General features: G+C 75.2%; 20 protein-coding genes. 17 read left to right on the top strand and 3 right to left on the bottom strand.

Going from position 1 to position 20,286, the window contains the following annotated elements; genetic code table 11:
* The first annotated feature begins 18 nt into the window (after window positions 1-18).
* From rpsI to P2424_RS26875, 5 genes are all read left to right on the top strand, one after another.
* Entirely contained in the window at window positions 19-522 is a 504-nt protein-coding gene (rpsI, locus tag P2424_RS26895; RefSeq protein ID WP_019354921.1) for a 30S ribosomal protein S9, read from the top strand.
* Window positions 523-794: 272 nt separating this feature from the next.
* Complete coding sequence (glmM, locus tag P2424_RS26890) at window positions 795-2,168, top strand: phosphoglucosamine mutase (protein WP_276478287.1); 1,374 nt, start codon at window positions 795-797, stop codon at window positions 2,166-2,168.
* A 445-nt stretch (window positions 2,169-2,613) separates the two neighbouring features.
* Window positions 2,614-2,859, top strand: a complete 246-nt coding sequence (locus P2424_RS26885) for a hypothetical protein (RefSeq protein WP_276478286.1) — start codon at window positions 2,614-2,616, stop codon at window positions 2,857-2,859.
* Between the two features lie 139 nt (window positions 2,860-2,998).
* A complete protein-coding gene (locus P2424_RS26880; protein WP_276478285.1) occupies window positions 2,999-3,367 on the top strand; it encodes a holo-ACP synthase in 369 nt (122 codons plus the stop codon).
* Between the two features lie 48 nt (window positions 3,368-3,415).
* Window positions 3,416-4,906, top strand: a complete 1,491-nt coding sequence (locus P2424_RS26875) for an NAD(P)H-hydrate dehydratase (protein ID WP_276478284.1) — start codon at window positions 3,416-3,418, stop codon at window positions 4,904-4,906.
* A gap of 82 nt (window positions 4,907-4,988) precedes the next feature.
* Here the strand turns inward: P2424_RS26875 and P2424_RS26870 are convergent, their stop codons facing one another.
* Complete coding sequence (locus P2424_RS26870; RefSeq protein WP_276478283.1) at window positions 4,989-5,516, bottom strand: GNAT family N-acetyltransferase; 528 nt, start codon at window positions 5,514-5,516, stop codon at window positions 4,989-4,991.
* Between the two features lie 156 nt (window positions 5,517-5,672).
* Here P2424_RS26870 and P2424_RS26865 point away from each other — a divergent pair, with 156 nt between their 5' ends.
* From P2424_RS26865 to P2424_RS26845, 5 genes are all read left to right on the top strand, one after another.
* The gene (locus tag P2424_RS26865; RefSeq protein ID WP_276478282.1) at window positions 5,673-6,230 is read left to right on the top strand and encodes a DinB family protein; all 558 of its coding nucleotides are present in this window, start codon (window positions 5,673-5,675) and stop codon (window positions 6,228-6,230) included.
* 73 nt (window positions 6,231-6,303) lie between these two features.
* Entirely contained in the window at window positions 6,304-7,470 is a 1,167-nt protein-coding gene (gene alr / locus P2424_RS26860; protein WP_276479150.1) for an alanine racemase, read from the top strand.
* 82 nt (window positions 7,471-7,552) lie between these two features.
* Window positions 7,553-8,953: an alpha/beta hydrolase gene (locus tag P2424_RS26855; RefSeq protein WP_276478281.1), complete on the top strand. Its 1,401-nt coding sequence runs from the start codon at window positions 7,553-7,555 to the stop codon at window positions 8,951-8,953.
* Window positions 8,883-9,572 carry a tRNA (adenosine(37)-N6)-threonylcarbamoyltransferase complex ATPase subunit type 1 TsaE gene (tsaE, locus tag P2424_RS26850; RefSeq protein ID WP_276478280.1) on the top strand — a complete coding sequence of 230 codons (690 nt, stop codon included), beginning with the start codon at window positions 8,883-8,885 and terminating at the stop codon, window positions 9,570-9,572. The genes P2424_RS26855 and tsaE overlap by 71 nt, the downstream gene beginning before the upstream one ends.
* A gap of 147 nt (window positions 9,573-9,719) precedes the next feature.
* Window positions 9,720-9,944, top strand: a complete 225-nt coding sequence (locus P2424_RS26845) for a hypothetical protein (protein ID WP_276478279.1) — start codon at window positions 9,720-9,722, stop codon at window positions 9,942-9,944.
* A gap of 67 nt (window positions 9,945-10,011) precedes the next feature.
* On the opposite strand, the gene P2424_RS26840 is transcribed toward P2424_RS26845, so the two are convergent.
* Window positions 10,012-10,587 carry a hypothetical protein gene (locus tag P2424_RS26840; RefSeq protein ID WP_276478278.1) on the bottom strand — a complete coding sequence of 192 codons (576 nt, stop codon included), beginning with the start codon at window positions 10,585-10,587 and terminating at the stop codon, window positions 10,012-10,014.
* 292 nt (window positions 10,588-10,879) lie between these two features.
* On the opposite strand from P2424_RS26840, the gene P2424_RS26835 reads away from it, so the two are divergent.
* The 7 genes from P2424_RS26835 to P2424_RS26805 all read left to right on the top strand — a co-directional run bounded on the left by P2424_RS26835 (window position 10,880) and on the right by P2424_RS26805 (window position 19,066).
* Window positions 10,880-12,244 (top strand): DUF2993 domain-containing protein, encoded by a 1,365-nt coding sequence (locus P2424_RS26835; RefSeq protein WP_276478277.1) that lies wholly within the window; start codon window positions 10,880-10,882, stop codon window positions 12,242-12,244.
* Between the two features lie 329 nt (window positions 12,245-12,573).
* Entirely contained in the window at window positions 12,574-13,248 is a 675-nt protein-coding gene (tsaB, locus tag P2424_RS26830; protein ID WP_276478276.1) for a tRNA (adenosine(37)-N6)-threonylcarbamoyltransferase complex dimerization subunit type 1 TsaB, read from the top strand.
* Between the two features lie 77 nt (window positions 13,249-13,325).
* Window positions 13,326-13,961, top strand: a complete 636-nt coding sequence (gene rimI / locus P2424_RS26825; protein ID WP_276479149.1) for a ribosomal protein S18-alanine N-acetyltransferase — start codon at window positions 13,326-13,328, stop codon at window positions 13,959-13,961.
* On the top strand, window positions 13,954-15,075 hold the full coding sequence (tsaD, locus tag P2424_RS26820) for a tRNA (adenosine(37)-N6)-threonylcarbamoyltransferase complex transferase subunit TsaD (RefSeq protein ID WP_276478275.1): 1,122 nt from the start codon (window positions 13,954-13,956) through the stop codon (window positions 15,073-15,075). Before rimI ends, tsaD begins: the two co-directional genes overlap by 8 nt.
* Entirely contained in the window at window positions 15,075-15,332 is a 258-nt protein-coding gene (locus tag P2424_RS26815) for a hypothetical protein (protein WP_276478274.1), read from the top strand. Before tsaD ends, P2424_RS26815 begins: the two co-directional genes overlap by 1 nt.
* A gap of 235 nt (window positions 15,333-15,567) precedes the next feature.
* Window positions 15,568-17,628 carry a hypothetical protein gene (locus tag P2424_RS26810; protein ID WP_276478273.1) on the top strand — a complete coding sequence of 687 codons (2,061 nt, stop codon included), beginning with the start codon at window positions 15,568-15,570 and terminating at the stop codon, window positions 17,626-17,628.
* Window positions 17,618-19,066: a hypothetical protein gene (locus P2424_RS26805; protein ID WP_276478272.1), complete on the top strand. Its 1,449-nt coding sequence runs from the start codon at window positions 17,618-17,620 to the stop codon at window positions 19,064-19,066. The genes P2424_RS26810 and P2424_RS26805 overlap by 11 nt, the downstream gene beginning before the upstream one ends.
* Window positions 19,067-19,077: 11 nt before the next feature.
* On the opposite strand, the gene P2424_RS26800 is transcribed toward P2424_RS26805, so the two are convergent.
* The gene (locus tag P2424_RS26800; RefSeq protein WP_276478271.1) at window positions 19,078-20,265 is read right to left on the bottom strand and encodes a class I SAM-dependent methyltransferase; all 1,188 of its coding nucleotides are present in this window, start codon (window positions 20,263-20,265) and stop codon (window positions 19,078-19,080) included.
* Window positions 20,266-20,286 lie beyond the last annotated feature (21 nt).

Raw genomic sequence — 20,286 nt, 5'->3', positions numbered from 1 at the left:
GAGAAGCTGAGGAGAATCGTGGCCGAGACCACCGCCGAGACCCCCGTCGAGGGCGTCGAGGAGTACACGACCGAGACCCCCGAGGCCCCGGAGGAGTACACCTCCGAGTCCCTCGCCTCCCGCTTCGGCGACCCGCAGCCGGCCGCCGGCACCGGTCGCCGCAAGAACGCCATCGCCCGTGTCCGGATCATCCCGGGCTCCGGTCGGTGGAAGATCAACGGTCGCACCCTGGAGGGCTACTTCCCCAACAAGGTGCACCAGCAGGAAGTCAACGAGCCGTTCAAGGTGCTGGAGCTGGACGACCGCTACGACGTGGTCGCCCGCATCTCCGGCGGCGGCATCTCCGGCCAGGCCGGTGCGCTGCGCCTGGGTGTGGCCCGTGCGCTGAACGAGGCGGACGTGGACAACAACCGCGGCCCGCTGAAGAAGGCCGGCTTCCTCACGCGTGACGACCGTGCGGTCGAGCGCAAGAAGGCCGGTCTCAAGAAGGCCCGCAAGGGCACGCAGTACAGCAAGCGCTGACCCGGCGCTCGCTGCTGCGAGCTTTCCGGATGCCCCGTCGGCACCTCTCTTCGGTGCCGACGGGGCATCGGTCGTTCGGGCCGGTCCCGACTCTCGGCCCGGCACCCGGCCGCATCCGGTAGGACATCCGGCGCGGTGACGGCGGCGCCCGCGCGGCCACGCCGGCCACGCCGGCCACGGGGCGTATACCTGGTGTGCCGGGCCTCCGGGGTCCGCCCGGTGAACAACGCGCACCATCCCGCACAACGCCCCCAGAACTCGGAGGAACGACTGTGGCACGACTCTTCGGAACCGACGGCGTACGCGGCGTCGCCAATGAGGGGCTGACGGCCGAACTGGCGCTCGGGCTGTCCGTCGCGGCGGCCCATGTGCTCACCGAGGCGCAGACCGGCGCCGAGGCGGAACGGGAGAGCTCCCGGCCGGTCGCCGTCGTGGGCCGGGACCCGCGGGCCTCGGGCGAGTTCCTGGAGGCCGCCGTCGTGGCGGGGCTGGCCAGCGCCGGGGCCGACGTGCTGCGGGTCGGCGTGCTGCCGACGCCCGCCGTGGCCTATCTGACCGGCTCCCTCGGTGCCGACCTGGGCGTGATGCTGTCGGCCAGCCACAACCCGATGCCCGACAACGGCATCAAGTTCTTCGCCCGCGGCGGCCACAAGCTGGCCGACGAGCTGGAGGACCGGATCGAGGCCCTGCACCGCGAGCACACGGCCGGCGAGCCGTGGGCGCGGCCCACCGGTGCCGGGGTGGGCCGGGTCAAGGACTACGACGAGGGCTTCGACAACTACGTCGCCCACCTGGTCGGTGTGCTGCCGAACCGGCTCGACGGGCTGAAGGTCGTCATCGACGGGGCGCACGGCGCCGCGGCGCGTGTCTCACCGGAGGCGTTCGCGCGGGCCGGGGCCGACGTGGTCACCATCGGCACGGATCCCGACGGTCTCAACATCAACGACGACTGCGGCTCCACCCATATCGACGGGCTGCGCGAGGCCGTCGTGCGGCACGGCGCGGACTTCGGTGTGGCGCACGACGGCGACGCCGACCGGTGCCTGGCCGTCGACGGGGCCGGGCACGAGGTGGACGGCGACCAGATCCTCGCCGTGCTCGCGCTCGCCATGAAGGAGGCCGGGCAGCTCCGCAAGGACACCGTCGTCGCGACGGTGATGTCCAATCTCGGCTTCAAGCTCGCCATGGAGCGGGCGGGTGTCGAACTGCTGCAGACGGCGGTCGGCGACCGGTATGTGCTGGAGGAGATGAAGCGTGGCGGGTTCTCGCTCGGCGGCGAGCAGTCCGGGCACGTGATCGTGCTCGACCACGCCACCACCGGCGACGGCACGCTGACCGGTCTGATGCTGGCGGCGCGCGTCGCCGCCAGCGGCAGGCCGCTGGCGGAGCTGGCCGGGGTGATGGAGCGGCTTCCGCAGGTGCTGGTGAACGTGCCGGACGTGGACAGGGCGCGGGTGGCGACCGCGCCCGAGCTGCTCTCCGCCGTCGCGGAGGCGGAGCGGGAGCTGGGGGAGACCGGCCGGGTGCTGCTGCGCCCCTCCGGGACCGAGCCGCTGGTGCGGGTGATGGTGGAGGCCGCGGACATCGAGCACGCGCGCGCGGTCGCGGGGCGGCTCGCGGATGTGGTCAAGCGCGCACTGGGCTGACCGGAACCGCGGGGCAGGGGGCGGGGCGCGGCGCGTCCCGCCGTCCCTCCGGTCTCGTCGGCTGTCCCCGGTCACCGGCTGCCCGGGGCCACGCCCGGCCCCGGCGCCACTCCTGCCCCGCTGCGGGTCTCGCCTGTCCCGGGGTGGTCACAGCTTGCGCAGGGACAGCCGCTGCACCGTGTGGTCGGCCGCCTTGTGGAGCTGGAGGGTGGCCCGGCCCCGGGTGGGCACGGTGCCATTCTGCGCGGGTGGCGCGGGGTGCCGGCGGCCGGGGCTGTGGACCTCCGGTAACCCCCTGGGGCCGCTGTCGTCCGCCGTTCCCGGTGGCTGGGGCGCAGCGTCGCGGGTCGCAGGCGTGCTCCGTGGACGGCTGCCGGTCATATCGGTCGGACAATCTGCGGACAAACGGTGTACGTGGTGTGCCGATGGGGGCTATGTTCCGCCCATGTCGCACCCCTTGAGTCGCATACGTCGCCCTCGCCTCCGCCGCACCTCCGATGCCGCTGCGCTGACCGGCCACGCCGGGCACGTCTACAGCGACCTGGCCGACGGCCTCCCCGACGAGGACCTGACCGAGGACCTGACGGACTCGCTGGAGCTGTACGTGATGGGCAGCAAGCCGCGCTGCGAGGAGTCGGAGTACCTGGAGTTGATGGAGGACGCCATAGAGCGCATGGCACGGGGCGAGTGATCCGGCGGGGGAGAGCGCGTTCCGCGCCGTCGCGGCGCGTACCCTCACCCCGTCGGTGACGCGCGGCGCGGTCGCGGCAGGACGGCGATACGGCGGTGCGGCGGTACGGCCGGGATGGGTGTGCGGAAGTGGGACAGCAATGATCATCGGGGTGGGGATCGACGTCGCGGAGATCGACCGGTTCGCCGCCTCGCTGGCGCGGACCCCCGGTATGGCGGACCGGATCTTCGTCGACCGCGAGCTGTGGCTGCCCAGCGGCGAACGGCGCGGCACGGCCTCGCTGGCCGCCCGGTTCGCGGCGAAGGAGGCGCTGGCCAAGGCGCTGGGCGCGCCCGGCGGACTGCGCTGGACCGACGCCGAGGTGTGCACCGCCGACTCGGGGCGGCCTTATCTGCGGGTGCGCGGCACGGTCGCGCGCAGCGCCGCCGAGTTGGGAGTGCGAGGCTGGCATGTCTCCCTCTCGCACGACGCCGGGGTCGCCTCGGCCGTCGTCGTCGCGGAGGGCTGAGCCCGCCCCCGAGGCGCGAGGGGATGAGACGGACGCCACACTGGGGGCATGAGGACTGGTTACGGGGTGCAGACCGTCCGTGCCGCCGAGGCGGCGCTCATGGCCCGGCTGCCGGAGGGCGCGCTGATGCAGCGTGCCGCCGCCGGGCTGGCGGCGGCGTGCAGGGGCCTGCTGGGGCGGACCTACGGAGCCCGGGTGGTGCTGCTCGTCGGCAGCGGCGACAACGGTGGGGACGCGCTCTACGCGGGTGCCCGGCTGGCCCGGCGCGGCGCGGGGGTGACGGCGGTGCTGTTGGCGCCCGAACGCACGCACGAGGGCGGGCTGGCCGCGCTGCGGGCCGCCGGGGGGCGGGTGCTGCCCGCGCCGGGTGCGGTGGTGGAGGGCGTCGCCGCGCCGGTGGCTCCCCTGCTGGCCCGGGCCGATCTGGTGCTGGACGGGATCGTCGGAATCGGCGGCACGGGCGGACTGCGGCCCGCCGCCGTCGAACTGGCCGACCTGGTGCGGGAGGCGGGGGTGCCGGTCGTCGCCGTGGACCTGCCCAGCGGGGTGGCCGCCGACACCGGCGAGGTGCCGGGTCCGGTGCTGCCCGCCGGAGCCACGGTCACGTTCGGCGCGTACAAGCCGGGCCTGCTGGTCGACCCGGCCCGCGAGCTGTCCGGCGCCGTCCGGCTGATCGACATCGGTCTGGAGCCGCACCTGCCCGCCGTCCCGGACGTGGCGGCCCTCCAGCACGCGGACGTGGCCCGCCTGCTGCCGAGGCCGCAGGCGGAGAGCGACAAGTACCGGCGTGGCGTGGTCGGCGTCGTCGCGGGCTCCGGCCGCTATCCGGGGGCCGCGGTGCTGGCCGTCTCCGGGGCGCTGCGCAGCGGCGCCGGCGCGGTGCGGTACGTGGGGCCGGGCACGGAGGCGGTGGTCTCCCGCTATCCGGAGACCCTGGTCTCGGAGGGGCCGCCCGGGCACGCCGGGCGGGTGCAGGCGTGGGCCGTCGGCCCCGGGCTGGGCGACGAACCGGCCGCCCGCCAGGCCGTGGAGGAGGTGCTGGCCGCAGATGTACCCGTGCTCGTGGACGCGGACGGGCTGCGGCTGATGGACCCGGACGCGGTGCGCGCCCGTACCGCCCCCACCCTGCTGACGCCGCACGCCGGGGAGGCCGCGGCGCTGCTCGGCACGGCCCGCGAGGAAGTCGAGGCGGGCCGGCTGGCCGCGGTGCGCGAGCTGGCCCGGCGCACCGGGGCCACCGTGCTGCTCAAGGGCTCCACGACGCTGGTCGCCGAACCGCCCGGCACCGACGAGGCCCCGATGTCCCCCGTGCGGGTGAATCCGACCGGTACGGGATGGCTGGCGACGGCGGGCAGCGGCGATGTGCTCACCGGGCTGGCCGGAGGACTGCTGGCGGCCGGGCTCTCCGCGCTCGACGCCGGCTCCGCCGCCGCCTATCTGCACGGCCTCGCCGGTCGGCTGGCCCCCGACCCGCCCGCCGCGACGGACCTCGCCGAGACGCTGGCCCCCGCGTGGCAGGACGTCCTGCGGGAGGCGTGAAGGACCTGCCTCTGCCGCGCTGGTGCTGCACTCGGCCCGCCCCCGGGGCGGGCGGTCCGCTCCGGCGCGTCGGGTCGGTGGCCTACTCCGGCGCGTGTGTCGGCTCCGGCGGCGGGACGGGCACCGGGGTGAGCTGCTTGCCGAACCAGTGGTCGGCGTAGGGCGAATCGTTGAACGGGGCGATCTCCGCGTACCCGAGCCGCGCGTACAGCCGCCTGGCCTCCACCAGGTCGTGCCGGGTGTCCAGCCGTACCCTCGCGGCACCCATCCGTAGCGCGGTGCCCTCGACGGTGTTGACCAGCAGCTTGCCCAGACCACCCTTGCGGGCGTGCGGGGCGACCCAGACGCGGCGGATCTCGGCCGTCGTGGGCGCCACCATCAGGACGGCCGCACAGCCGGCGACGGCGCCGTCGGTGTGCGCGCGGGCCAGCAGGAAGGCGCCCTCGGGCGGGGTGAGTGCGTCGTCCGGCTCCGCTGCCAGCGCCGCGTCGATCTCCTGCTCGGTCGCCGGGCGGCCGTAGTACCGGCCGGCGATCTCGCCGATGTAGGCGCGCACGGTGGCGACCGCGGCCGGGCTCCGCACGGGTTCGGGGTGAATGGTCCACGTCACAGGATCATTGTCCGAGCCTCGTCAACGGCTTTTTGCCGGCCGGGGCCGCCCTGCGTCGGCGATCCGGCCAGGCGTGTCCCCAGAGCTCCGGCAGGCCCGCCGGGGACGCCGACCCGGCTCCTATTGGCTGTCAGTGGGCGGTGCCACACTCCGGACATGAGCGAACAGAGCGCCGCGGGCGCGATGCCGACCGCCTTCTCCGTGCCGTGGGCGGACGACACACGGGAACCCCTGCCGCTGGTCGGGGACGAGCGGGAGCTGCTGACCCGCTATCTCGACCACTACCGGGAGACACTGCTGCTCAAGTGCACGGGTGTGCCGGCCGAGGCGCTGTCGGAGCGCGCGGTACCGCCCTCGGGGCTGACCCTGCACGGACTGCTGCGGCACCTGGCCGGGGTGGAGCGCTGGTGGTTCCGCATCCAACTCGCCGGGGAGGACGTGCCGCTGCTGTACTACTCGGACGACGACCCCGACCAGGACTTCGACTCCCTGGCGGGAGACCCGGCCGAAGCGCTGGCGGTGTGGCGTGCGGAGTGCGAGCGCTCCCGCGAGATCGTCGCCGCCAGGGACCTGGACGCGACCGGTACGCACGCGCGCACGGGTGATCCCGTCTCCGTCCGCCGCGTGCTCCTCCATCTGATCGGCGAGTACGCACACCACTGCGGTCACGCCGACCTGCTGCGCGAACGCATCGACGGAGCCACCGGTCACTGAGAGCCGCGCCGATGCCGGCACCTGCGACACTGAACCCGTGAACGACGTGCCACAGGTGTCCCGCCCCACCCGTCTGCCCGCCTCCGGCGGGGCCCCCGCCGAACCCGGCCGGGCGTGTGCCGAGATCGATCTCGGAGCCGTGCGGGACAACGTGCGGACCCTGCGGGGTTACGCGCCGCGTGCCGAGCTGATGGCCGTGGTCAAGTCGGACGGTTACGGGCACGGTGCGGTGCGCTGCGCCCGGGCCGCACGGCAGGCCGGGGCGGGCTGGCTGGGGGCCGCCACCCCGCAGGAGGCCTTCGCGCTGCGGGACGCCGGGGACACCGGCCGGCTGATGTGCTGGCTGTGGACGCCGGGCGGGCCGTGGCAGGAGGCCGTCGAACGGGACATCGACGTCTCGGCGAGCAGCCACTGGGCGCTGGCGGAGGTCGTGGCGGCGGCCCGCGCTGCGGGGCGCACCGCGCGGGTGCATCTCAAGGTGGACACCGGGCTCGGGCGCAACGGCTGCCAGCCCGCGGACTGGCCGCGGCTGGTGGCGGCGGCGCGGGCGGCCGAGGCCGAGGGCGCGCTGCGGGTGACCGGGGTGTGGGCGCACTTCGCCTGCGCCGACGAACCGGGCCACCCCGCCAACGCCGCGCAGCTCGACGCCTTCCGGGAAGCGGTCGCGGTCGCGGAGCGCGCCGGGCTCGACCCCGAGGTGCGGCACCACGCGAACTCTCCCGCGACCCTCACTCTGCCCGAGTCCCACTTCGACCTCGTCCGGACCGGCGTCTCCGTCTACGGTCTCTCCCCGTCCCCACAGGTCGGTACGGCCGACAGTCTCGGACTGCGCCCGGCGATGACGCTCAGCGCCTCACTGGCGCTGGTCAAGCAGGTGCCCGGCGGCCACGGGGTCAGCTACGGGCACGCCTACACCACTCCGGGCGAGACGACCCTGGGGCTGGTTCCGCTCGGCTACGGGGACGGCCTGCCGCGGCACGCGTCCGGGGCAGGCCCGGTGCTGGTCGCCGGGAAGTGGCGGACAGTCGCCGGCACGGTGGCCATGGACCAGTTCGTCGTCGACCTGGGCGGCGACGAGGCCGCGGCGGGCGACCGCGCCGTCCTCTTCGGCCCCGGCGACGGGGGCGAGCCGACCGCCGAGGACTGGGCCCGTGCCGCGGGCACCATCTCCTACGAGATCGTCACCCGGATCAGCGCGCGGGTACCCCGGGTATACGCCAATGAGCAGGCCGAGGGCTGAGCCGGGCGGCAGCACGCCGGTCGGCCGCGGACCCCGGTGACGGGCGGGACGGAACCGGGCGCAGGGGACGGACGGGGGCGGCATGAGCGACAGCAGCAGCACACAGGACGCGGTCGGGGCGGTTGCCGGCGGCGGTTTCGGCGGGCCCGGAGGCGGGGGCTGGAGCCGCCGGGCGGGTGTCGCGGGCGCCGCTCTCGGCGCCGTCGCGGCCGGGGTCGCGCTCGAACGCCTCACCGTGCACCGTTCCGTCCGCCGCAAGGCGCGGCTGGCGCTGGATGCCGCGGGGCCCTACGGCACGTTGCGGGGGACTCCGGGCCGGGTCCGGGCCGCGGACGGTACGGAGCTGTACTACGAGGTCGACGAGCCCGCCGACTTCCCGCTTCCGGGTACGGACCCCGCGGCGCCCGCCCCCGGGTCCGGCGACGGGCTGGGCGGCCCCGAGGTCAGTCCGGTCCCGCTGCCCGGGGCGCAGTCGGCTTCGGGGCGCGGCCTAGGGGCGGCCGAGGGCGCTGCCGGGCCGGTGGCCGGATACTGGGCGCGGCTGGTGGAGCTGGTGCGGGGCCGGGCCGCCGGCACCGGCGGCGCGCCGCTGACCGTGGTGTTCTCGCACGGTTACTGCCTCAGCCAGGACGTGTGGCACTTCCAGCGGGCCGCGCTGCGCGGCGCCGTCCGGTGCGTCTACTGGGACCAGCGCAGCCATGGCCGCTCCGCGCGGGCCGCGGCCGGCGAGCCGGTCTCCATCGACCTGCTGGGACGCGATCTGAAGGCCGTCCTCGACGCCGCCGCCCCCGAGGGGCCGGTGGTGCTGGTGGGTCATTCGATGGGCGGGATGACGCTGATGGCACTGGCCGAGCAGTACCCGGAGTACGTCGAGGAGCGCGTCGCGGGTGTGGCACTGCTGGGCACCAGCGCGGGCGGGCTCGGCGAGGTGACCTACGGGCTGCCGGCCGCCGGGGTGCGCACCGTGCGCCGGGTGGTGCCGGGGGTGCTCCGCGCGCTGGCGGCCCAGTCCGACCTGGTCGAGCGCGGCCGCCGGGTCACCGCCGACCTGTTCGCCGGGGTCGTCAAGCGGTACTCGTTCGGCAGCCCCCGTGAGGTGGACCCGGGTGTGGCGCGGTTCGCGGAGCGGCTGATCGAGTCCGTGCCGGTCGACGTCGTCGCGGAGTTCTATCCCGCCTTCGCCGAGCACGAGAAGGCCGCCGCGCTGCCCGCCTTCGCCGACCGTCCGGCGCTGGTGCTGGCCGGGGACCGCGACCTGATGACGCCGAGCGAGCACAGCGAGCGGATCGTGGTGGCGCTGCCGGGCGCCGCGTACGTGCTGCTGGAGGCGACCGGTCACCTGGCCATGCTGGAGCGCCCGGAGCCGGTGAACGAGCACCTGGCCGAGTTGCTGGCGCGTACCATCCGGACCCATGGAAGCACCGCACGACCAGCACCCCGCTCCGCCTCCACAGGCTCCTCCCGGCGACCGCACCGGCGCTGACGGCACCGGCAGTACCGGCAGTACCGGCAGTACCGGCAGCACCGGCAGTTCCGTCGGCGCTGCGGAGAGCCTGCGCAACGAGACCACCCTCACCGTGCCCACGGCCGAGGCCATGCGGGCGCTCGGCCTGCGGCTGGCCGGACTGCTGCGCGCCGGTGACCTCGTCCTCCTGACGGGTGAACTCGGCGCCGGGAAGACCACCTTGACGCGCGGCCTGGGCGAGGGCCTGGGTGTGCGCGGCGCCGTGACCTCGCCCACCTTCGTCATCGCCCGGGTACACCCGCCGCTGGCGGACGGCCCGCCGCTGGTGCATGTGGACGCCTACCGGCTGGGCGGCGGCCTGGAGGAGATGGAGGACCTGGACCTGGACGTCTCGCTGCCGGATTCGGTGGTCGTCGTGGAGTGGGGTGAGGGCAAGGTCGAGGAGCTCACCGAGCAGCGTCTGCACGTCGTCCTCACCCGTGCGACAGGCCGGGCCGCGCCGTCCGGCGACGACGGCCCGCCTGTCGGCGAAGGCGACGGCGACACCGGTCCGGAGGCGGCCGAGGACGTGCGGACGGTCACCCTCGTGGGGGTCGGACCGCGCTGGGCCGCGGCGGACTTCGGAGCTCTCGGGTAGCCGCCCGGCGCCGCGCTCCGGCGCCGCGGTGTGCCGACATGGTGTCGGCAAGATGTTGCGCGGTCGGCGCGGACCGTGGTCCCATGGGAGGTGAGAGCACGGTTAGGTATGCCTAAGTGCTACCGTGCCGACGCCCCTGGAGGAGCCATGACCGCACAGCAGTCCCAGCAGCGAGCGCCGCGGGCGCCGCACGCGCCTGCGCGGGACGAGTCGGCGTCCGCCGGTGGACACACCCCGCACGGCACGCCGCCCATGAGTGAGCTGCTCGCGTCCTGCGCCGCCGCGGCCGCCGTCTCCAGCCCGCCGTCGGACGCCGGAACCTCCGACGAGGAAGCCACCCCGGCCCGGCGCACCCGGTCCGCCCGCCGCTGAGGGCTGTGCCCGATCCCGGCCGGCTGCGTCCGGAAGCCCGGTCGAGGGTGACGGGGAACGGGAGTCGCTAGCGCACCACCACGACGCGGGTGCCGATGGGCGCGTGCAGCCACAGCGCCTCACCGTCGGTGCGCTTCTCGCGGATGCCGCCCGTCCTGCGGGAGGCGTCCGGCTGCGGCCTCGACCCGTCGAGTGCCGCGCTGAAGCCGACCGTGACGCCGTCCACGTCGGCGAACCGCACCACGTTCTCGACCGGAACACCGTCCGAGCCGGTCACATGGGAGGCGCGCGAGGTGACCTTGTAGGCGCCCGGCTCGGGGTCGACGGTGCTGGGGAAGACCTCGAAGGTCCTGGTGGCCTTGCCGTTCTTGCCGACGAGCCATACCCGCTGCCGCTTCAGCGCGTAGACGACGCGGTGGCCCCGACCCGAGTCGCCGGGCAGCGCGGTGTCCCGCTCGGCGGGGGTGCGGCCCTTCCCGTCCGAGGAGCCGGGGGAGGGCTTGGCCGACTTCGCGGCTGACGGCTTCTCGGAGCGCTCCTGGGCGGCCGACGCCTGGTAGGCGAAGAAGCCGACCACGGCGAGTGCCGCCGCCGTCAGCCCGGCCACGATCACTCCGGCGCTGCTGCCGCTGCTGCGTGCCACCGTGCGCTGCCACCTCTCCTGCCCGCGTGCTCCTGCGGCGGACTGCCGTCCGTCCCGTCCGGGAGCCGACCTCGGGTCGACGGTAGCAGCAGGTGCGCCACGCACGGTTCGGGGCGGAGCACAGGGCCGGTGGGCAGCGGTCGGAGGAACGCCGGGCGGCGGGAACGGGAACTTGGAGTAACGTCCGCGCTTGTGTTCGCATAAGCCGATGACCCCCCACGGTTCATCGACAAACTCCACAACCCCCATACCGAGAGTTCCCGAACACCAGGACCAGCAGGACCGGTTCCGGATGCACGGGGACCGGTCCGCGGCCGGTCGCGGCGGGGACGGCCTCCTGGGCCGGGACGGTGGCCCGGAGCACCCCCACGCTCCGGCCAACCCCTACGACGAACTGGCGTCGCTGGCCCCGGCGGACACTGCTCCGCCCGGCATCCCCGCCCCCAACCCGTACGAGGCGCTCGGGGACGGCGCGGGGAGCGCGGACGGCGGATACGGCGTGGCGGGGTCCGCGGCCGCCGGGTCCGAGGCGCCCCACGAGGGCGGACTGCGGGGTCTCGGCCTGCGCTCCGACTACGACGAGCCCGCCTATGAGGACCGGATGCCGTATCTGCGGGCCGTCCGCAGGCGCCGCCGCTCCCGGCTGTCCCGCACCGTCAAGCTCGGCGTCGCCTGCTGCGCGCTGCTGGCGTTCCTCGGCGTCGCCGACCGGTGGGCCGCGCTCTACGCCGAGGGCAAGGCCGCCGACCAGGTCCAGAGCGCGCTGAAGCTGCACGCGCGCCCCGAAGTGCATATCAACGGCTTCCCCTTCCTCACCCAGGTGGCGCGGAACCGGCTGGACGATGTGGAGGTGGCGATTCCTGATGTGCCGGCGGGGCGGGTCTCGGTGGCCCAGGTCAGCGGCCGGGTCGAGGACGTGCGGATCGTCGGCGACGCGCCCTCCTCCGTCCGCGGCGCGGTGCTCGGCCGGATGAAGGGCGATGTGCTGCTCGACTTCGACGACCTCGACCGGGAACTGGGCACCTCGCAGGTGACGTTCACCCCGGGCGGTCCGCACACCGTGCTGGCGGCGGGCGAGCTGCCCGTCGCGGACACCGAGGTCAAGGTGCGGGCGCGCGCCCGTCTCGCCCGTACCGGTGATCACGGCGTGGGCACCACGGTGGACGACATGCGGCTGGTCGTGCCCGAGCTGTTCAGCTTCACCCCGGGCACCGGCGAGGAGGCCGGACTGCGGCTCTCCCGTCCGCTGGCCGAGCGCATCCAGCACGACCGGGACAAGGCGCGGGCCCTGTTCGGGGTGCGGTCCATCGCGCGGCGGTTCGGCATGACGCCCGAGCAGGCGCGGCAGGCCCGGCACAGCGACCGGGAGCTGAGCCGGGTGACGGGGACGCCGGACTTCGTGGACAAGGTGATGCGGCTCAACCTGCTCGACGTCGCCGTGCGGCATCCGAAGCTGCTGGAGAAGGCGGGAATCGACCCGGCCCTGGTGGCGGCCCTGGAGAAGATCGAGGAGCCGAAGCTCGCGGACAAGCTCGCCCTCCGCGTCACGCTGCCCGACCTGCCCGGTGACGTGCGGCTGCGCGGCGTCTCGGTGGCCGAGGAGGGCATCCGCGCCGAGCTGACCGGGGCTGACGTCCCGTTCGGCTCGTCGAGCTGACCGGACGCTGACGTCCCGTCCGGCGAGGGAGCCACGAACGAGGGAAACGCCGCGGGAACGTCGAAGGGGAGGACGGGCGGCAGAGCGCGCGGCGGGCAGCCCACCGGCGGGACGCAGGGGCGCGCGAGGTGCCGACGAGCGCGGGAACGGCGCCGACGAGCGCGGGAACGCGGCGATGCACCCGGAGGAGCACCTGGTGCCTCACCGGTGACGCACCAGGTGCTCCACCGGGCGGGGATCTCAGAGGTACGGCTCGGCCCGGCCGCCGGACAGGGGCGGCGGGCCCGCGCGGGTGAGAGCGGGCCGTGCGGGCGCCGTAGGCTGGTCGGGTGTTGATGCTCGCGCTGGATACCGCCACACCCGCCGTCACCGTCGCACTCCACGACGCGGACGGCGACCGCACGCTCGCCGCCGCCCACCAGGTCGACGCCCGCCGCCACGGCGAACTGCTGCTGCCCTGCGTGGACGCGGTGCTGGCGGAGGCGGGCCGGAAGCTGGCCGAGGTCACCGACGTGGTGGTCGGCGTCGGACCGGGCCCCTACACCGGCCTGCGGGTCGGCCTGGCGACCGCGGAGGCGTTCGCGGCGGCGCTGGGCCAGCGGATGCACGGTGTGTGCACGCTCGACGGCATCGCGTACGCCTCCGGCTTGGCGGAGCCGTTCGTCGTCGCCACCGACGCGCGCCGCAAGGAGGTCTACTGGGCCCGGTACGCCGACGCGCGCACCCGCAGCACCGACCCCGCGGTGGACCGGCCCGCGGAGATCGAGGCCCGCGAGGAGGAGATCGGCGCACTGCCCGCCGTCGGCGCGGGCGCGGTGCTGTACGAGTCGGTCTTCCGGGGCGTACGCCACGACCTGCCCGCCGACCAGTCGGCCGCGGCGCTCGCCCGGCTCGCGGCCGAACGGCTGGCGCGCGGCGAGGAGCTGCTGCCGCCGCGCCCGCTGTACCTGCGGCGGCCCGACGCGCAGGTGCCCGCCAACTACAAGGTGGTCACCCCGCGGTGAGCGCCGCCGACCATGCCGCCGGCCCCGCGCGGGCGGGTGGCCCGGAGGGCGGGGAGGGCCGCGTCGGACTGCGCGAGATGCGCTGGTGGGACATCGAGCCCGTGCTCGCGCTGGAGCAGCAGCTCTTCCCCGAGGACGCCTGGTCGGCCGGGATGTTCTGGTCGGAGCTGGCGTACGCACGGGGAGCGGACGCCACCCGGCGCTACCTCGTCGCCGAGGACACGGCCCCCTCTCCGGCGTCCCCGGTCTCCCCGGCCTCTCCGGCGTCCCCGGTCTCCCTCGCCGCGGGCGGGGGTCCGGCGGGCAGCCTCGTCGGCTACGGCGGTCTGGCGGCTGTCGGCGGCACGGGGGACATCCAGACCATCGGCGTGCTGCCCGGCCACCGGGGCACCGGCCTGGGCGCGCGGCTGCTGCGGGCGCTGTTGCGGGCCGCCACGGACTTCGAGTGCGCGGAGGTGCTGCTGGAGGTGCGAGTGGACAACGCGCCCGCGCAGCGCCTGTACGAGCGCTTCGGCTTCGTACCCATCGGCATCCGGCGCGGCTACTACCAGCCCACCGGTACCGACGCGCTGGTGATGCGGCTGGCCGACCCCGCCGCGTACGCGGCCGCCGCCGACACCTCGGGGGACGCTCCCGCGAACACCCTTCCGCACCCGAACCCGAACCCGCACCTGCACCCGCACCCGCACCAAGGAACGAAGAGCCATGGTTGACGAACCGCTCGTTCTCGGCATCGAGACCTCCTGCGACGAGACCGGCGTCGGAATCGTGCGCGGCCACACGCTGCTGGCCGACGCCGTCGCCTCCAGCGTGGACACCCACGCGCGGTTCGGCGGCGTCGTCCCCGAGATCGCCAGCCGGGCGCACCTGGAGGCGATGGTGCCGACCATCGAGCGCGCCCTGAAGGACGCCGGGATCACCGCCTCCGACCTGGACGGCGTCGCCGTCACCGCCGGCCCCGGGCTGGCGGGGGCGCTGCTCGTCGGCGTCTCGGCGGCGAAGGCGTACGCGTACGCGCTGGGCAAGCCGCTCTACGGCGTCAACCATCTGGCCTCGCACATCTGCGTCGACCAGCTCGAACACGGCGCGCTGCCCGAGCCGACGATGGCGCTGCTGGTCTCCGGCGGCCACTCGTCGCTGCTGCTGGCGCCCGACATCACCGCCGACGTCCGGCCGCTGGGCTCCACCATCGACGACGCGGCGGGCGAGGCGTTCGACAAGGTCGCCCGGGTGCTCAACCTGGGCTTCCCCGGCGGCCCGGTGATCGACAAGTACGCGAAGGAGGGCGACCCGGCGGCCATCGCCTTCCCGCGCGGGCTGACCGGACCGCGCGACGCGCCCTACGACTTCTCCTTCTCCGGCCTCAAGACCGCGGTCGCCCGCTGGATCGAGGCGAAGTGGAACGCGGGCGAGGAGGTGCCTGTCGCCCACGTCGCCGCCTCCTTCCAGGAGGCCGTCACCGATGTGCTGACCCGCAAGGCCCTGCGCGCCTGCCGGGACGAGGGCGTGGACCATCTGATGATCGGCGGCGGGGTCGCGGCCAACTCCCGGCTGCGGGCCATGGCCGAGGAGCGGTGCGCCGAGGCGGGCATCACCCTGCGGGTCCCCCGGCCCAAGCTGTGCACCGACAACGGCGCCATGGTGGCAGCCCTCGGTGCCGAGATGGTGGCACGCAACCGCGCCGCTTCCGCCTGGGACCTGCCCGCGGACTCCTCGCTCCCGGTCACGGAACCGCATGTGCCGGACCCGTCGGCGGCCTCGGACCACTCCCACGGACATGACCACGACCATGTGCACGAGCTGAGCAGGAAGAACCTCTACGCCTGATGCCGACCGTCGCTCTCATGTGGGAGGCCAAGGCCGCCCCCGGCCGCGGTCCCGAACTGCTCTCCTGGGTCCGCGGCCGGGAACTGCCCCCGGACGCCCGCTGCGAGCGCCGCGAACACTTCACAGCGCCGGGCGACCGGGTCCTGGTCATCACCTGCTGGGCGGGCGGGTACGACGCGGACGTCCCCGAGCTGCCCGACCCTCCGGCGGAGCTGTCCGCCCGCCCGGTGCACCGGTGGCGGTTCGAGCGGGTCTGACGGCGCTCCGGACCGTCGCCGGGCCTCGAGCCGGAGCGCCGTACGTCCGGCACGCGGAGCCGCTGCGTGAGGCGCACCCCCTGCGCCGGATGTGAACCGATGTACGCGTGGGCCGGATGTGCTCACGGTGTGTCACCCGGCAGGATTGTGCGGGCCGGGAACGACGTCGGAAGCGGGGACGCGGATGGCCAGGGGGGCGGGACACTCCGGACGGTGGCGTGTGTGGAGCACGGCCGTGCTGCTCACGGCCATGGCCGGACTCGGGGCGGCCTCCGGGACGGCGGCGGCCGCCGGACCGGCGACGCCCGCCGCCTACCTGGCCGAGAAGTTGCGCGAGAACCCCGTCCACCTCTCCGACCAGCTTCCGCGGACCAACCCGCTCTCCGCCCGGTCCGCCTTCGCCCGGGCGGCGAAGCGCACCGGCGTGCCGACGTATGTGCTGGTGCTCCCCGGGACCGGGCCGGCGCGCGACGAGGGACTGCTGGCGGCCGTGCACGACCGGCTCGGCGAGGACGGGCTCTATGTCCTGCTCGGCGAGGACGGCGGGAGCCCGCGCACCGAGACGTTCGGGGTGGACGTACCGGCCCGGGACGCGGCCACGGCGACCCTCTTCGAACTGCCCTACGACGCGGGCACTCTGGAGGTGTTCCGGCACTTCGTGGACGTCCTGCGGTCCGGCGACGCGGTGCGGCGCGCCGAGCGCGGACTGGAGGCGAGCCGCGCCGGTGAGGAACCGGACAAGCTCCACACCAGCCGCACCGACCGCGAGAACCAGGGCTTCCTCACCGGCGTCCTGCTCACCGGGGTACCGGTCTTCCTGGTCGCCACCGGCTGGTACATCCGGCGCCGGCGGGGCGGGAAGGGGCCGCGGCTCCGGCTGCTGGTGCCCGTCGCCGCCGGAACGGCCCTGGTGATCGGCGCCGGTGCGCCGCTCGTCTTCGACGACACCCGCTCCGACGCCGACAAGCCGCCCACCGCCGCCGACCTGCGCGCCAGGACCGTGCGAGTCGCCCAGGGGCTGCGCGCCGACCCCGTCTACGTCGACCCGCTCGGGGCCGGGCTGCTGAGCCGGAGCCAACTCGACCGGCTGCGGGAGCGGGTGGCGCGCCTGGACGTTCGGGTCCGGATCGCCGTCGTTCCCCTCGTCACCGCGGACGAGTCGGCCGGGGACGGCGCCCGCTTCGCCAAACGGCTGCACGACCGGCTGCACGACCGGATGGGGAAGGACGGCGACGGCCTCTACCTGATCGCGGGCGCCTCCGAGGACGGCGACCTCGAACTCGTCAACTACGGCGCCCGGCTGGACAGTGCGGCGCTCCGGGACACCACGGGGGACCTGCGCTTCGACGGGGCCGGTGCGGAGGACTCCGGGGACTCCGAGAACCAGGGGCTCTACCAGCGGCTCGACAGCGTGCTCCGGGCCGTCGGCCGCGCCCCGCACGGCCCGCCCGGGCGCCCCTACCTGGAGCCGTCGGCCGCGGACGATCCGGTGACCGAGGACGTACTGCCCTCCCTCTACGCGGAGGACTTCACGCCCGGACTGCTGATGGGAGGGGTGGGGGCCGCTGCCGCCTTCGGGGTGACGGCCGCCGGTCTCGCCGCCGCAGGACGGATACGCACCGCCGTACGGGCCGCGCCTGCCGCCCGGGCGAGCGGCGCGGGCGGTATCCCCTCGCAACTCCCCGCGCGCCTTCCGGCCGGGCGGCTGCGCCGGACGGCACGGTGGGAACTCGGCGAGCTGAACGACGCCTTCGAAGCGGTCCCCCACGGGCTGCCCGACGCCGTACGCGCCCAGGTCTGGGACTGCCTCGACGCCGCGACCCTCCTCCTCGACCAGGAGGGCGACAACCGGGTGGACGCCGACGCCGACGCGCCCACCCTCGCCGCCGGTCTCGCGCTGATCCGGGTCGCCCGCGCCCTGCTGGAGCGCGGCGCCGCACCCGCGGCCCGCGGCGCCGGCCGGACCCGGCTGTGCACCCTCGACCCGCTGCACGGACCGGCGCCCGCGTCCGGACGGCTGAAACTCCCCGGTGAGACCGGATCCGCACGGTCCCGACCGCTGTGCGCCGAGTGCCGTGCCGCGCTGCCGACGGCCGGCTCGCGGCCCGCGCGGGCCGCCGAGACCGTGGCCGCGCGGGTGCTGCGCCTGCCCGTACCCGGTGCCGCACGCTCCGCACCGTACGAGCCCTACCACCGCATCCCCGGTCCGCTCGCAGCGCAGGGCACCGGCCGCAGTGCGGAGCTGACCGCCGATCTGATAGTCCGCCGAGTCCGGGAGCAACTGGGTGTCCACTGAACGACGCACCGCGCGCGGCGCCGATCCCGCGGCGGGTCCGAGGTGGTCCCTCGCCGCCGTCCTGGTGTCCGTCCTCACCGCACTGGTGCTCGCGCTCGCCGCCGGCGCACCGGCCCGGGCCGACGACGATCCGGGTGCGGCCTCCGACGCCGGTTCCGCGGGGCAGCGGATAGCCGACGGGCTGCGCACCTCGCCCGTCTACGTCGACCCCTCCTACCGGTCGGCCTTCCCGCCCGACGAGCAGCGCCGGCTGGCCGCGAAGATCAAGAAGTCGGGGCTGCCGGTCCGGGTCATCGTCGTCCCGCTCATCTCCGGCGACGCATGGGGCGGCGACCCGAAGAAAATGGTCGACGTCGTGCGCTACCGGATCGGGGAGGGCTCGAAGACGAAGGCCGTCTACATGACCCTCAGCACCAACGAGGGCTTCCTGGACGGCTACGAGTTCCCCCGCGACGGCCGGTACGAGGCGTTCTGGGGTGTTGCCGCGGTCGGCCACCAGGACGACATGAAGGACCGGAGCCTCTACGTCAAGTTCTCCCGTGCGCTGGAGATCGTGCGGTCCGGCGACGGCAGGAAGCAGTACGAGAAGGCCACCGCGGACCTGCACGACGACGACCCGGCGGAGCGCGACGGCGGTGCGGACCACAACGGCGCGGACGGCGGCGCGGACCACGGTGGCCCGGACGGCGGCAGCGCGGACCCGGGCCCCTCCCCGCTGCTGCTCGCGGTGCTGATCGGGTCGGCGGTGGCGGTGGCGGCCGCCGCGGTGCTGGTCTCCCGCACCGTGCGGCGGCGTGCGCGTACCTCGGCGCGGGCGCCGTTCACCTCGCCGCGTTCCGTCTTCGCCACCGCGCGCACGGCGGGCGTGCGCGACCTGCGCAAGCGCGCCCAGCGCGAACTCCTCGCGTACAACGAGAAGCTGATCGCCCACGAACCCGGCGAGCACGCCGACAGCGATCTGCTCCAGCTCTCCCTGGACGCCTACGCCGCGGCGTGCACCGTGCTGGACGAGGCCCGCGACACCCCCGACCTCGCGGGCGTCCTCGCGCTCCTGCACGAGGGCGAGGACGCGCTGGGGCGGTCCGAGCCGGCTCCCCGCAGTCGCCGCAAGGCCCGGACCGCTGCGCCGACGCTGCCGCTGTGCTTCTTCGACCCGCTGCACGGCGCCGCCGCCGAGCGGATCCGCTGGCGACCGCTGGGCCGCCGCGAGGCCCTGCGCGTCGCCGCGTGCCAGGAGTGCTCCGCGGCGGTCTCCGAACGCCGCGCGCCGGAGGTCCTCACCCATAAGCACGACGGCCGCCGAGTCCCGTACTTCGAGGTCCCGCCCGAGCACAGCCTGTGGGCCGCGACCGGCTACGGCTCGCTGACCGAGGAGACGCTCACCGAACGCGTCCTGCGCGGCGACTTCACCCGCACCCGTACCCGTCAGGGGCGCTGAGGCCCGCGCGGTCACGCCAGCGGATGCCCGAGCAGCATGCCGGGCGCGCCCGCGATCCGGGTGAGGAAGACGGTGCAGGAGCCGCCCGCCGTCTTCGGGTCCAGCTTCAGTTTCCGGCGCAGCTCCTCGGGCTCGACCGCCGAGCCGCGCTTCTTGACGGTGACGACCCCCACGCCGCGCTCCCGCAGCAGGGCGCGCAGCTTCTTGACGTTGAACGGCAGCGCGTCGGTGATCTCGTACCCGGTCGCGAACGGCGTCGGGTGCACCGCGTCGGTGGTCACGTACGCGATCGTCGGGTCGATCAGCCGTCCCGCCACCTGCCGGGCCAGCTCGGCGACCAGATGGGCGCGGACGACGGCGCCGTCCGGCTCGTAGAGATACCGGCCCACCGGTCCCGTTTCCGGGTCGGGCAGCCCCTCCCCGGCGAGGGTCTCCCCGGCGGGCAGCAGCGTCGCGCGCACCCCGCCGGTGCCCGTCCGGCCGCCGCCGAACCACAGCACCGCCTCCTTGACGTCGCCGCCGCAGGAGACCCACTCCGCCTCCGCCTCCGCGGGCACCGCCTCGTGCGGGATGCCGGGGGCCACCTTCAGCGCGGCCAGCGGCGCGGTACGGGCCGCCCGCACGGCCCAGCTCAGCGGCGGCGAGTAGCTCTCCGGATCGAAGACCCGGCCCCGTCCGGTGCGGCGGGCCGGGTCGGCGAAGAGCGCGTCCCAGCCGGCGGTGTCCACCTCGGTGACGTCGGCGCACCGCACCTCGACCAGCTCCGCGAGCCCCAGGGCCGCGGCGTTGGCGCGGGCCACCGCGCAGGTGAGCGGCGAGCGGTCGACGGCCAGCACCCGGATGCCCTCCCGGGCCAGCGCCAGCGCGTCGGCGCCGATGCCGCAGCACAGGTCCACGGCGCTGCGGACGCCGAGGTCGCGCATCCGCCGGGCGCGGTGCCGGGCGACCGGGGTGCGGGTGGCCTGTTCGAGCCCGTCCGCGGTGAAGTAGAGGGCGTGCGCGTCGCCGGGGCCGAACTTCGCCTCGGCGCGGGCGCGCAGCCGGCTCTGGGCCAGCGCCGCCGACACCAGCGCCGGTTCGTGCCGCTGCCGCAGCCGCGTCGCCACGGCGAGCTCCTGCGCGGGCTCGACCCCCCGTACTTCCCGCAGCAGTGCCTGCCCCTCGTCGGAGAGCAGCTCCGCGAACACCTCACGATCCACCCGCCCATTGTCCCGTGCCGC

The organism is Streptomyces sp. WMMB303, assembly GCF_029351045.1.
Lineage (GTDB): Bacteria > Actinomycetota > Actinomycetes > Streptomycetales > Streptomycetaceae > Streptomyces.
Note: the sequence above shows the minus strand (reverse complement) of the source record. Positions and strands in the feature narration are given on the sequence as shown.